Here is a 12,594-nt window from a genome sequence, read left to right on the forward strand (position 1 = left end):
AATTATAATTTGCCTCAACGCACATTCCAATCACGATGCGGCGTTTGCCGCTTCGTTTGCGGAAAGAGCACGTCCGGAAGGGGGCCCATGCGAAGCGGGAGCGACAACGGCGGGGGCGTCGGCTGCGGGGGCGTCAGCCGCGGGGGCGTCGAGCGCGGGAACGACAGCTGCGAGGGCGTCGGCCGCGAGAGTGCAGGCCGCGTGCGCGCAGGACGCGAGGGCGCCAGCTGCGGGGGCGTCAGCTGCGGGAACGTCGAGGCGGCCAAGCGCGCGTTGCGCGCGCGGCTCAAGAACGCGCGGGCGGCCCTGTCGCCCGATGAGCGCGCGGCGGCCGACGCGCGCATCGCCGCGCAGCTGTTCGAGCTGGACGCATGGCGGCGCGCAGACGTGGTGCTTTCGTACCTGTCGTTCGGATCCGAGGTTGACACGCGCGCGATCATCGAGCGCGCATGGGCGGAGGGCAAGGCGGTGGCGCTGCCGCGCTGCGTGTCGGGCACGCGCCTCATGCGCTGGCATCGCGTGACCAGCCTCGGCGCACTTGAGCGCAGCGCGTTCGGCGTGGAGGAGCCGCCCGACGACCCCGCCACGCTCGTCGACCCCGGCACGCTGGCGCCCACGGACACGCCCGCGACCGACGATGCCGGTGTCGCCGGAACTGGTGCCGCCGCAGGTGCCGCCGACGCCGCCAGCACCACCGCGCCTGCACCCGCAAGCACTCGCAGCCCGCGTGCCCTCGCGCTCGTGCCCGGGCTCGCCTTCGACGCGCAGGGCTTCCGCATCGGCTACGGCGGCGGCTTCTACGACGCCTTCCTCGCCGCCTTCCCCGGCACGTCGGTCGGGCTGTGCCGCGAGGCGTCCCTGCTTTCCAGCCTGCGCGCGCAAGACGCGCTCGACGCCCACGACAGGCCCGTCGACATCGTGCTCACAGAAGAAGGCGAAACCGCCTGACCTGCCCTTGCGCGAAAAGGCCCCGCACGACGTCGCGCGGGGCCTTTTCGCTTCCCTACTCCTTCGAGAGCCGCACGGCGCACACCTTGTACTCGGGGCACGCGCAGATGGTGTCGAGGCTGTCGATGGTGAGCCAGTTGGCGTTGCCGTCCTGGAAGTGGAAGGGCATCCACACCTCGCCCGGGTTCGTCTTGTCCGACACGCGGGCCGTGGTCATAATAGACCCGCGGCGGCTCTCCAGGCGCACGCGGCCGCCGTCATCGACGCCCAAGGAGGCGGCGTCGGCAGCGTTCACCTCGACGAACGACGAGCTGACGATCTCGTTGAGCCCGTCGGTGCGGCCCGTCATGGCGCAGGCGTTGTAGTGGTACAAGATGCGCCCGGTGGTGAGCATGAGCGGGTACTCCGCGTCCGGCAGCTCGGCTGCGGGCTTGTAGGCCGCCGTGGAGAACGCCCCCAGCCCGCGCGTGAACCTCCCCACGTGCATGATGGGCGTGCCGGGATGGTCGGGCCCGGTGCAGGGCCACTGCAGGCCGCGCCCCGCCACCTCGGGGCCGTCGAGGCGCGCGTGGCTGATGCCGGCGAAGCTCGGGGTGAGCGAGGCGATCTCGTCCATGATCTCGGCCGGCGTGAGGTCGGGCTGCGCGTAGCCCATGCGCCGCATGATCTCCGAGAAGATCCACGTGTCGGGCCGCGCATCCCCCGACGAGGCCACGGCGCGGCGCACGCGCTGCACACGCCGCTCGGTGTTGGTGAACGTGCCCTCCTTCTCCGCGTAGCTGATGCCCGGCAGCACCACGTCGGCGTAGGCGGCCGTCTCGGTGAGGAACAGGTCGTCCACCACCAGGAAGTCGAGCGCCTCGATGCCGCGGATGACGTGGCTGATGTCGGGATCGGTGCGCACCTGGTCCTCGCCGAAGATGAACAGCCCGCGCACCGTGCCCTCGACGGCCGCGTGGAACACCTGCGTGGCGAACAGGCCCGGCTCGGGCTTGATCTCAACGCCCCAGGCCGCCTCGAACTTCGCGCGCACCTCGGGGTTGGCCACCTTCTGGTAGCCCGGGAGGTCAGCTGGCGTGGCGCCCATGTCGCACGCGCCCTGCACGTTGTTCTGGCCGCGCAACGGGTTGACGCCGCAGCCGGGTCGGCCCAGCTTCCCGCAGGTCATGGCCATGTTGCTCATGGACATGACGCCCTCGGTGCCGGTGGAGTGCTCGGTCACGCCCAGGCAGTAGATGATGGGCGCCTGGCGCGCGGTGGCGTAGAGGCGCGCGGCGGCGCGCAGGTCGTCGGCGCTGATGCGGCAGATCTCGGCCACGCGCTCGGGCGTGCAGTCGGCCACCATGGCCGCGAACTCCTCGAAGCCCTCGGTGCGGCTCTCGATGAACTCCCGGTCGACGAGGCCCTCCTCGATCATCACGTGGCACATGCCGTTCGCGAACGCCACGTTGGTGCCGGGGCGCAGCTTCAAGTGCAGGTCAGCCTGCGCCGCCAGCCCGATGTCGCGCGGGTCCACCACGATGAGCTTGGCGCCGCGCTCCACGGCGGCGCGGATCTGCATGCCCGCCACGGGGTGCGCTTCCTCGGGGTTCGACCCCACCAGCATGATGACCTCCACGTCAGGCGAGGTGATATCGGCGATGGGGTTGGTCATCGCGCCCGACCCGAGCGTGGTGGCCAGGCCCGCCACGGAAGGCCCGTGGCACACGCGGGCGCAGTTGTCCACGTTGTTCGTGCCGAAGGCGCAGCGCGCCATCTTCTGGAGCATGTAGACGTCCTCGTTGGTGGAGCGGCTGCAGGCGAAGGCCGCCAGGGCGTCCGGGCCGAAGTCGCGCTTGATCTCGCTGAAGCGGCGCGCCACCAGGTCAAGCGCCTCGTCCCACGCAGCGGGCTCGAGCTGGCCGGTCGCGCTGTTCCTGACGAGCGGCGTGGTCAGGCGCTCAGGCGACTGCACGAAGTCGAAGCTGCCCGAGCGGCCCTTCACGCACAAACGGCCGCGGTTGGCGGGGCCGAAGGCAGGCTCGGTGTCGACGATGCGCCCGTCGCGCACGACCAGGTTGAACTGGCAGCCCACCGCACAGTGCGGGCAGGTGGTGAGCGTCTTGCTCACCTCCCAGCTGCGGTACTCCCGGCGGCGTTTCAACGTGAGCGCGCCGGTGGGGCACGCCGCCGCGCAGCACCCGCAGCTCTCGCAGCTCGTCGTCTTCCAGTCGGGGCCGAACGGCGCCTCGATGGTGGTGCGCGGCCCCCGCTTCGCCGCCTTGAGCGTGTGGTTGCGCGCGAAGCTGTTGCACGCGCCCACGCAGCGCTGGCAGAGGATGCAGAGGTTCGGGTCGTAGGCGAGGAAGGGGTTGCTGTCGAGCACGGGCTTGCGACGCGGCTCGGCAGGGAACAGAGGCTCGGTGACGCCCACCTCGCGGCACACGTCCTGCAGCTCGCACGAGCCGTTGCGCGCGCACGAGAAGCAGAAGTTCGTGGAGTTCAGGCCGTGGGCGGACAAGGTGAGCCCGAGCGCGGCCTTGCGCGCGTCGATGACGCGCTGCGTGCCGGTCTCAACCTGCATGCCCTGCTCGACGGGCGTGTTGCAAGCCGTGACGAGCCCGGGGCGGCCCGCCACCTCGACCGAGCACACGCGGCACGAGCCGATGTCGTTCACGCCCTTCAGGAAGCACAGCGTGGGAATGCGCACGCCCGCCTTGCGCGCGGCGGCCAGGATGGTGGTGCCTGCCGGCACGCTGACAGGCGAGCCGTCTACGGTGAGCGTGATCATGGCGACCTCAGACATACTGGATCCTCCCCTCATCCATCGAGCCGCAGCCGAAGTGGTCGCAGCGCAGGCAGCGCGCGCATTCCTGCTGGGCTTCCTCAAGCGTCATCTCGACCTCGACGGCCTCGAAGTCGCCCCTCCGCTCGCGCGCGGGGCGCTCGGCGACGTTGACGCGGCCGGTGGGCGTGCGGTCGTTCGCGCGCGCCGCAGGAGCGCTCACGCCGCAGTCGAGCGTGTGGTGGTACCCCAAATGCTCGTCGATGTTGCGCGCAGCCACCTTGCCGGCGGCGATGGCGCGGATGACGGTGGCGGGGCCGCTCTGGCAGTCACCGCCGACGAACACGTTGTCGAAGCCGGGCGCCGCCAGCGCGGCGTCGGCGACGAGGCGGCCGCGGTCAGCCCGCATGCCCGCCTCCTCGAAGGGCGCGCTCACGACGTCCTGCCCCACGGCGAGCAGGATGACGTCGGCCTCGATGCGCCGTTCGGGCTTGCAAGCGTCGAGCGGCGCCGGCCGGCCGCCGCGCACGGGCCCGATCATCTGCGGCTGCGTGACAAGCGCGCTCACGCGGCCCCGCTCGTCCACCTCGACGCGCACGGGCGACTCGAGCGTGATCATCTCCACGCCCTCGGCGACGGCGCTCTCGACCTCAGCGCGCAGGGCGGTCATGTCCTCCAGCCTCCGGCGGTACGCGATCGACACCTCCTCGGCGCCGGCGCGCACGACGGTGCGGGCGCAGTCCATGGCCACGTTCCCGCCGCCGATGACGACCACCTTCTTGCCCGAGAGGTCGGGGCATTCGCCGTCTCCGATGGCGCCAAGCAGCTCGACGGCCGACATGACGCCCTCGGCCTCGACGTTCTCCAGGCGCAGCGGCTTGGCCGCGTGCGCCCCGATCGACACGTACACCGCGTCGTACTCGTCAGACAGGCGCCGCAGCTCGCGGGCGTCGACGCAGGCGCCCGTGTGCACGGTTATGTCCCCCGCGCCCAAGATGGCGCGGACGTCCTCGTCGAGGCGCTCGCGCGGAAAGCGGTAGGCGGGGATGCCGTAGCGCATCATGCCGCCGAGCTGGGCGTGCATCTCGAACACGTCGACCGCGTGCCCCATGAGCGCCGCGTAGTACGCGCACGTGAGCCCGGAGGGGCCGCCGCCCACCACCGCGATGCGCCGCCCCGTCGGCGGCAGCGCCGGCGGCGTGGCGCAGCGGTCAGCGGGCGCCTGGTCGCAGGCGAACTTCTTGATGCCGCGGATGTTGAGCGGCGCGTCGATGAGCGCGCGGCGGCAGCGGGCCTCGCAGGGGTGCTCGCACACGAACGCGCAGGCTGTCGGGAACGGGTTGTCCTTGCGCACCATGTTCACGGCGCCCTCGTAGTCCCCCTCGCCCACCAGAGCGATGTAGGCGGGGATGTTCACGTGCGCCGGGCAGTCGGTCTCGCAGGGAAGCGTCTGGCCCACGCCGGCTTGGCAGCGACCCTGGCCCACGTGGCTGGCATACTCGTCCGCGAAGGCGTCGAGCCCGTCGAGCACCGCCTGCCCCGCCTCGTAGCCGATGGCGCAGTCGGACGCGTCGCGCGCGAGCGCCGCCAGGACGCGCACCTGGTCGAGGTCGGCGGGGCCGGCCTCGCCGTCGCGCACGCGGCGCAGAAGGTCGGCGAGCTGCGGCAGGCCGTCGCGGCAGGGAACGCACTTGCCGCAGGTCTGGGCGGCGGCAGCCTCGAGCAGCGACACCTGCATCGCCACGGGGCAGGTGCCGGGAGGCGTTGACGCGATGCGCCGCGCGAATCGGTCGAGCTGCGCGACGACGCGGGCGTCGTCAGCCGCACGCGGTTCAATGGAAAGGACGCTCATGGGATCCTCCGATCTCATCTCGCTTCCTGCACGGTGAAGTACGTGAACTGCTTGAAATGCGTGTAACTCTAGCCGCTCGCCCGCCTCATCCGCGCGGCGCTTGGGGAGTTCGGTCGACTTCGGCCCGCGAACGAGCACACGGCGCCCGCGAGCGCTACCGCGCGCAGCGCCGACGAGAGTCCCCGCATCCCAAGTGCTCCCCCAAATGCGCAGCGCCGCCGCTTTCCCAGGCGCCCGCGAACGCTACCGCGCGTCGCTGAGCGCCACGTCGATCAGGTACCCGCCGCCCTCTTCGCACTCGTACACGAACGAGCACGTCATCACGCGCAGGGGCTCGCCGTCCGTGCGCACGGCACCCGCGAGCACGCCCGCGAAGCGCGGCGGGAACGCGAGCGAGCACTCCTCGGCGTCCTCCATGAAGTCGCGACAACCCGCGTCCTCGAGCAGGCGGCGCGCCACGTCCACATCGGGCCCGAACACCTTCGCCGTCTTCAGGAAGAAGTCGCCCTCGTCGAACTCGACGCAGGGGTGAACGTGCGCGGCGCGCTCGTTCTTCTGGCGCATCTCGCTGCGGTGCTTGTTGTCGAGCGAGCAGTAGTGCAGGCCGAGGCCGAGCCCCTCGTCAAGCGCCCAAACCATGAGCTCCAAGATCAGCTCCTCGGAGCCTGCCACGGCGAGCCCGCCCGAGTAGCCGTAGTCGTACATCACGTCGAACGGCGGGTTCTTCAGCGTGAGCCCGCGGCGCGCGAACTCGTCCCAGTTGGCAAACGGGAAGCAGAACTCGAGCAGGTTGATGCCGTCGATGCCCACCTCCTCGAAGCGGCGCAGCAGGTCCTGCATGTGGGCCTTCGCGCCGGGGATCACGGGCATCTCCACCATGACCGAGGGGATGTGGCGCTTGGCGAGCGCCATGGCGGCCAGCACGCGCTCCTGCTGCTCGGGCGCGTCGTCGTCCTTCACGCTGAAGCGGATCTCGTCGAGCCCTGCGTCGCGCAAAAGCGCCGCGCTCTTTTCGGTCAGCAGGTCGCCCGAGGTGTACATGCGCTTGTGCGCGCCGGGCCACAGCTCGCCGGCGCGGCGCAGGAGCGCCAGCGCGTTGTCCAGGTCGAGCAGGGGCTCACCGCCCGTGAGGCCCACGCAGGCGAGCGCGTCGTTCTCGGCGGCCGATCGGCTCAATCCCTCCTCCCACGGGCAGCCCTCGTGGAAGAACTTCTCGTAGTCGGGCTGGTTGCGGTTGAAGCAGAAGTAGCAGTCGCGATGGCACCGGAACGTGGTGGAAAACGTCTCCGACCCGCGGTTGCCCGTGCACTCCACGCACGCGGGCGACAGGTGCCCCACCGACAGCGAGGCGCCGGCGTTGCGCGCCTTCACGCCGCGCGCGGCCAGCTCGGCGCGCAGCTCGGCGCAGCGCGCCTGGCCCGCGCCCGCCTCCGCGAACACGAGCCCCTTCTCCTCGAGCGCCTTCACGTAGCGTTCGCCCACGGCGGCGTACTCCGCGAGTGCCTTGTCCAAAGCAGCGTTTCCCATGGCGCCTACTTCGTGCCGAAGATGCGGTCGCCCGCATCCCCCAGGCCGGGGACGATGTAAGCCTGCTCGTTCAGGCCCTCGTCCACCGCCGCCACGTAGATGTCCACGTCGGGGTGCGCCTGCTGCACGGCGCGGATGCCCTCGGGCGCCGCCACCAGGTTCATCAGGCGGATGTTGGTGCAGCCGCGGCTCTTCAGGCTGCTGATGGCGTCATCGGCGCTGCCGCCCGTGGCCAGCATGGGGTCGACCACGATGATGATCGAGTTCTCCACGTTCTCGGGCATCTTGTAGTAGTACTCCACCGGCTGGTGCGTCTTTTCGTCGCGGTACATGCCGATGTGCCCCACGTGCGCAAACGGCATGAGCTCGAGCAGGCCGTCCACCATGCCGATGCCGGCGCGCAGGATGGGGGCGATGGTGATGAAGCGGTGCTCGAGCGCGGGGAACGTCCCCTCGCAGACGGGCGTCCTCACCGCAACCTGCTTGGTGGCGAAGTCGCGGGTGACCTCGTAGCCCATGAGCAGCGAGATCTCCTTGAGAAGCTGGCGGAAGTCCTGCGAGGAGGTGTCCTCGCGGCGCATGCGCGTCAGCTTGTCGGCGATCAGCGGGTGGGTAAGAACGTGCACTTCACTCATGTCTCGGCATCCTTCGTAGTCGGCTCAGGCCCGTGCGGGCGCAGCCTCCTATTATAAACGTCGAAGCGAAATTGGCCACCTGGCGCGGGGGACGGCGCGGCAGCGCGCGGCACAGCGGCGCGCGGCCGGGAGCAGCCCGCCCGAGGCGGCGCACCCCGGGCAGCGCGCGCTGCTTCGCAACGCGTCGCTTCCCGAAGCACTTTCGAAACAATTCGCCCCTAGAATGAGGCGGAGACATAATCAGGGCGCCTCGCGCCCGAAAGCCCGCCCCCGCAGCCCTGAAGGCTGCGCCCCACGCGAAAGGAACGCCCGTGGCCCACGTCAACGAAAACTACGCCAAGCTTCCCGGAAGCTACCTCTTCTCCGAGATTGCCCGCCGCACCGCCGCCTACCAAGAGGCGCACCCCGAAGCCGACCTCATCAAGATGGGCATCGGCGACGTCACCCGCCCGCTCGCACCCGCCGTCATCGAGGCCATGCACGCCGCCGTCGACGACCTGGCCGCGCCCGAGACCTTCCACGGCTACGGCCCCGAGCAGGGCTACGGCTTTCTGCGCGAGGCCATCGCCGAGCACGACTTCCGCGCCCGCGGCATCATGATCGACGACGATGAGATCTTCGTGTCCGACGGCGCGAAGAGCGACTGCGGCAACATCGGCGACATCCTGGCGGTAGGCAACCGCATCGCCGTGTGCGACCCGGTGTACCCCGTCTACGTGGACACCAACGCCATGGCCGGCCGCGCGGGCGACTACGACGAGGAGGCGCAGGGCTGGACGGACATCGTGTACATGCCCACCACCGCCGAGAACGGCTTCTGCCCCGCCACCCCCGACGAGCCCGTCGACGTCATCTACCTGTGCTCGCCGAACAACCCCACGGGCACCGTGCTTGACGCCGGCCAGCTGAAGACCTGGGTCGACTACGCCAACGAGCACGACGCCCTCATCATGTTCGACGCGGCCTACGAGCGCTTCATCACCGAGGAGGGCGTCCCGCACTCCATCTACGAGGTGGAGGGCTCCCAGACCTGCGCCATCGAGTTCCGCTCGTTCTCGAAGACCGCCGGTTTCACGGGCGCGCGCTGCGGCTACACCGTGGTGCCCAAGGCGCTCGTGCGCGACGGGCAGAGCCTCAACGCCCTGTGGAACCGCCGCCAGACCACCAAGTTCAACGGCGCGTCGTACGTGATCCAACGCGGCGCGGCCGCCGTGTACACCGAGGCCGGCGCGCGCCAGGTTGAGGAGACGCTCGCGTACTACCGCGAGAACGCCCGCGTGATAAAAGACGGCCTCTCCGCGGCCGGGCTTGAGGTGTACGGGGCCGTGAACAGCCCGTACGTGTGGTGCCGCACGCCCGAGGACATGGGGTCGTGGGACTTCTTCAACCTGCTTCTAGAGCAGGCGAACGTGATCACCACCCCCGGCGCCGGGTTCGGCCCCGCCGGCGAGGGGTACGTCCGCCTCACCGCCTTCGGCGACGCCGAGGCGACGAAGGAGGCCGTCCGGCGCATCAAGGAGCTGCTGAGCGCCTGACGCGCGCCGCAAACGTGCTAGAGTGGGGTCCATGGACCCCCGAGACGACATACCAAGGGGCGCGGGCGCGGGCGACGCGTCGGCGCCCCTGCGCTTCGACGGCGACAACAGCTACCCCGACTGCGAGCAGTGCGGGCACTGCTGCGGCCTCAACGTGATCAGCGCCTCTCCTGACGAGGTGGCGCGCATGCGCGCCTACATGGCCGAGCACGGCATCATGCCGCGCAACTACCGCAAGGAGCGCTGCTGCTTCTCCGAGGAGGGCGGGATCTGCCGGATATGGGAGGCGCGCCCGCAGATCTGCCGCCTGTACAACTGCCACGTGCCGCGCCTCGAGATACTGCGCCGCAACCCCGACATCGTGGTCGACGACGACAAGCCGCTCATCGACCTGCACGACACGTTCATCCTCGGCGACGCGTCCGACCCGCGCTACCGCCCGCAGCACTCCCTCGAGGAGATCGACCGCGCCGCAGCCATAGCCGCCGCAAGCAAAGTAGCCCGCGCCAGCTAGCAAACTTGGGAAGTGCCCCGCGCTACCCGGAGGGCAGCAATCCCCCCTGTCATCCCGGGCAGAGCGCCCGCACCACCCTGGGCGAGCCTCCCTCTCACGTGTCATCCTGAGCGAAGCGCCCGCTCAAGCAGCCCCCATCCCGGGAGGAGTACCCTGACCACCCAAAGGGCGAAAACCCTTTGTGTCACCCTGAGCGGAGCGCCCGCGCCACCCTGGGCGAGTCTCCCTCTCACGTGTCATCCTGAGCGGAGCGCCGCAGGCGCGGAGTCGAAGGATCTGGCCGCAGGCGAGTAGAACATGCAGGCGCGCCGCGCTCGGGACCAGATCCTTCGACTCGCTTCGCTCGCTCAGGATGACATAGAGGGAGGCTGCTCTCGCTCGGGATGGCATGGTACGAGCCACCGCGCCGTCCCCGCAACGTAGGTTACCGCCCTTCCGATTCGGCGGAAGCAGAAGGGCGAGATCCCGTAACGATTATCGGTGGCCTAGAGGGGGGCTGCTCTCGCTCGGGATGACATGAAAAGGGAGGTTCACCTAAGATGACGGAGTCGATCGCCCAGGTGACACGGGAGAGGGAGGCTCGCCCAGGATGGCATGGGCCCCTCCCTTCGCCTCCCCTTCCGCAGCTCTCCCTTTACTTCTGAGCCTTCTCGGGCACGAGGAAGATGAACGCGAGCGAGCTTACCAGCAGCAGGAACGGGTAGAACAGAAACGGGATGATGTCGAAGGCCGACACGGCGTAGCCCAGCTCGGTGGCGGCCGATATGGCCACGAGCATCTGCGCGCCGTAGGGGATGACGCCCTGCGAGACGCACGAGAACGTGTCGAGCAGCGACGCCGTCTTGCGCTTGGAGATGCCGTAGCTTTGCGCCATCTCGGCGGCGATGGGGTTCGCCATCACGATGGCCACCGTGTTGTTGGCCGTGGCCACGTCCATCGCGACCACCAGCAGGCCCATGCCGAGCTGGCCGCCCTTGCGGCTCTTGAACAGGCTGCGGATGCCGTTCAGAAGCGCCACGAAGCCGCCGTGCTCGCGGATGAGCGCGCAGATGGCGCTCACGAGCACGGCCACCATGGTCGTCTCGAACATGCCCGCGGCGCCCGAGCCCATGTTGGCGAGCAGGTCGGTGGGAGCCGTGGCGCCCGTGAGCACCATGATGAGCGAGCCCGAGACGATACCCAGAAGCAGCACCACGAACACGTTGACGCCGGCGATGCCTCCCACGAGCACGATGAGGTACGGGATGAGCTGGATGAGCTCGTATTCATGGCTCACGCCTCCCGCGAGGTCGGCGTTGAACGACATGGCCAGGATGATCACGAGCGTGACGAGGGCCGCCGGCAGGGCGATCTTGAAGTTCTCGCGGAACTTGTCCTTCATCTGGCAGCCCTGCCCTTGGCAGGCCGCGATGGTGGTGTCCGAGATGAACGACAGGTTGTCGCCGAACATCGCGCCGCCCATCACACTCGCCACGCACAGCGGCAAGCTGAAGCCCGACGCCGCCGACACCGCCACGGCGATGGGAGTGATCAGCGTGATCGTGCCCACCGACGTGCCCATCGACACGGACACAAAGCAGCTCACCACGAACAGCACCGCCACGGCGAACTGCACGGGGAACACCGACAGCATGAGGTACGCCACGCTCTCCGCGGAGTCGCGCCCGACCGTGCCCACGAAGACGCCCGCCGCCATGAAGATGAGGATCATGGTGACGATGGTCTTGTCACCGATGCCGCGGCCCATGATGACGAGCTTGTCGTCGAAGGGCAGCCTGCGGTTCTGCACGCACGCCACCAGCAGCGCCACCAGGAACACCACCACGATGGGGATGTTGTAGAAGCCCATGGGGATGCCGAGCACGTACTCGAACAGAATGCCCAGCCCCAGGTACAGCACGAGGAACACGCCGATGGGCGCGAGCGCGCCCACGTTGCCCTTCTTCGCGGGCTCATCTTGGCCGCTCGCCGCGGACGCGCCGGCCGTCACGTTCTTCTCTTCCGTCATCTCAATCCTCCCACGCGTTCGAATAGTCCGCACATTGTAGCAATCACTGTGCGCAGCGGGGCGCTCTTCGCTCATAATGTTTGAACAAAAATGAGGGAATGCGGAAGGAGGCGGCACGTTGATCGAAGAGCAGTACGCGCGGTGGACCGCGCCCCTGCGCGCGAACCCGCGCGCCGCCCGCGCGCTGCTGGCGGCGAACAAGCTACTCACGTGCGTGGGATACGTGGCCTACCCGCTGCTGCTCGCGCTGCTGGCGGCTTCTGCGCTCGCGGGCGGCGCGAGCGCGGGCGAGCTGGCGGCGGCGGGCGGCGTGGGCGCGGGCGAGCTGGCGACAGGAGCGGCCGGCGGAGCTGCGAGCGCGGAAGCCGCGGGCGCCAACGGTGACGCGGGCGCCGCGCACACGGGTGCGCTGGCGGCGTGGTGGCCGCTCGCGTGCTGCGTCGCGGTGCCGTCGGTGCTGTTCGCCGCATGCAGCCTGTTCCGCCGCGTCGTGAACGCGCCGCGCCCCTACGAGGCGCTTCCCATCGACCCGCTCATCAAGAAGGACACGCGCGGAAAGTCGTTCCCGAGCCGCCACGCGTTCTCGATGTTCACCATCGCCGCCGCGTGGATGACGTTCCAGCCCGTCGTCGGCGCCGCGCTCATGGCTGCGGGCGCGTTCATGGGCGGCGTGCGCGTGCTCGGCGGCGTGCACTACCCCCGCGACGTGATCGCCGGCGCCGCAAGCGCCCTCGTCCTGAGCGCCGCGGCCTACGCCCTCTGCGGCCTGCTCTAGCAGCCCGCCAGAGCGCTTCGCGCGCAAACGCCCGGG

General features: G+C 69.7%; 9 protein-coding genes. 4 read left to right on the forward strand and 5 right to left on the reverse strand.

Annotated features, from left to right (window positions below):
• Nucleotides 1-87: 87 nt before the first annotated feature.
• Nucleotides 88-948, forward strand: a complete 861-nt coding sequence (locus G7Y50_RS12050; RefSeq protein WP_241156463.1) for a 5-formyltetrahydrofolate cyclo-ligase — start codon at nucleotides 88-90, stop codon at nucleotides 946-948.
• 55 nt (nucleotides 949-1,003) lie between these two features.
• On the opposite strand, the gene fdhF is transcribed toward G7Y50_RS12050, so the two are convergent.
• From fdhF to upp, 4 genes are all read right to left on the reverse strand, one after another.
• Nucleotides 1,004-3,718, reverse strand: coding sequence for a formate dehydrogenase subunit alpha (gene fdhF, locus G7Y50_RS06220; RefSeq protein ID WP_165053372.1), 2,715 nt, complete (start codon nucleotides 3,716-3,718; stop codon nucleotides 1,004-1,006).
• A 7-nt stretch (nucleotides 3,719-3,725) separates the two neighbouring features.
• Nucleotides 3,726-5,564: an NAD(P)-binding protein gene (locus G7Y50_RS06225; RefSeq protein WP_165053274.1), complete on the reverse strand. Its 1,839-nt coding sequence runs from the start codon at nucleotides 5,562-5,564 to the stop codon at nucleotides 3,726-3,728.
• A 243-nt stretch (nucleotides 5,565-5,807) separates the two neighbouring features.
• Nucleotides 5,808-7,091, reverse strand: a complete 1,284-nt coding sequence (locus tag G7Y50_RS06230) for a radical SAM protein (RefSeq protein WP_165053270.1) — start codon at nucleotides 7,089-7,091, stop codon at nucleotides 5,808-5,810.
• A gap of 5 nt (nucleotides 7,092-7,096) precedes the next feature.
• On the reverse strand, nucleotides 7,097-7,726 hold the full coding sequence (gene upp / locus G7Y50_RS06235) for a uracil phosphoribosyltransferase (protein ID WP_165053267.1): 630 nt from the start codon (nucleotides 7,724-7,726) through the stop codon (nucleotides 7,097-7,099).
• A gap of 311 nt (nucleotides 7,727-8,037) precedes the next feature.
• On the opposite strand from upp, the gene G7Y50_RS06240 reads away from it, so the two are divergent.
• Nucleotides 8,038-9,261, forward strand: coding sequence for an LL-diaminopimelate aminotransferase (locus tag G7Y50_RS06240; protein ID WP_165053264.1), 1,224 nt, complete (start codon nucleotides 8,038-8,040; stop codon nucleotides 9,259-9,261).
• Nucleotides 9,262-9,292: 31 nt separating this feature from the next.
• Nucleotides 9,293-9,775 (forward strand): YkgJ family cysteine cluster protein, encoded by a 483-nt coding sequence (locus G7Y50_RS06245; protein ID WP_165053261.1) that lies wholly within the window; start codon nucleotides 9,293-9,295, stop codon nucleotides 9,773-9,775.
• 634 nt (nucleotides 9,776-10,409) lie between these two features.
• Here G7Y50_RS06245 and G7Y50_RS06250 read toward each other — a convergent pair.
• Nucleotides 10,410-11,783 carry a Na+/H+ antiporter NhaC family protein gene (locus tag G7Y50_RS06250; RefSeq protein ID WP_165053258.1) on the reverse strand — a complete coding sequence of 458 codons (1,374 nt, stop codon included), beginning with the start codon at nucleotides 11,781-11,783 and terminating at the stop codon, nucleotides 10,410-10,412.
• A 118-nt stretch (nucleotides 11,784-11,901) separates the two neighbouring features.
• Between G7Y50_RS06250 and G7Y50_RS06255 the strand changes: the two genes are divergently transcribed.
• Nucleotides 11,902-12,558 (forward strand): phosphatase PAP2 family protein, encoded by a 657-nt coding sequence (locus tag G7Y50_RS06255; protein ID WP_241156461.1) that lies wholly within the window; start codon nucleotides 11,902-11,904, stop codon nucleotides 12,556-12,558.
• Nucleotides 12,559-12,594: the final 36 nt, after the last annotated feature.

It is taken from the genome of Adlercreutzia sp. ZJ176 (assembly GCF_011038975.1).
Taxonomy (GTDB): domain Bacteria; phylum Actinomycetota; class Coriobacteriia; order Coriobacteriales; family Eggerthellaceae; genus CAAEEV01.

Bases quoted from the DNA above. Each gene is read 5' to 3' on its own strand.
- G7Y50_RS12050 (WP_241156463.1), top strand. From the start codon at position 88: ATGCGAAGCGGGAGCGACAACGGCGGGGGCGTCGGCTGCGGGGGCGTC.
- G7Y50_RS06250 (WP_165053258.1), bottom strand. From the start codon at position 11,783: ATGACGGAAGAGAAGAACGTGACGGCCGGCGCGTCCGCGGCGAGCGGC.
- G7Y50_RS06245 (WP_165053261.1), top strand. From the start codon at position 9,293: ATGGACCCCCGAGACGACATACCAAGGGGCGCGGGCGCGGGCGACGCG.
- G7Y50_RS06225 (WP_165053274.1), bottom strand. From the start codon at position 5,564: ATGAGCGTCCTTTCCATTGAACCGCGTGCGGCTGACGACGCCCGCGTC.
- fdhF (WP_165053372.1), bottom strand. From the start codon at position 3,718: ATGATCACGCTCACCGTAGACGGCTCGCCTGTCAGCGTGCCGGCAGGC.
- upp (WP_165053267.1), bottom strand. From the start codon at position 7,726: ATGAGTGAAGTGCACGTTCTTACCCACCCGCTGATCGCCGACAAGCTG.
- G7Y50_RS06230 (WP_165053270.1), bottom strand. From the start codon at position 7,091: ATGGGAAACGCTGCTTTGGACAAGGCACTCGCGGAGTACGCCGCCGTG.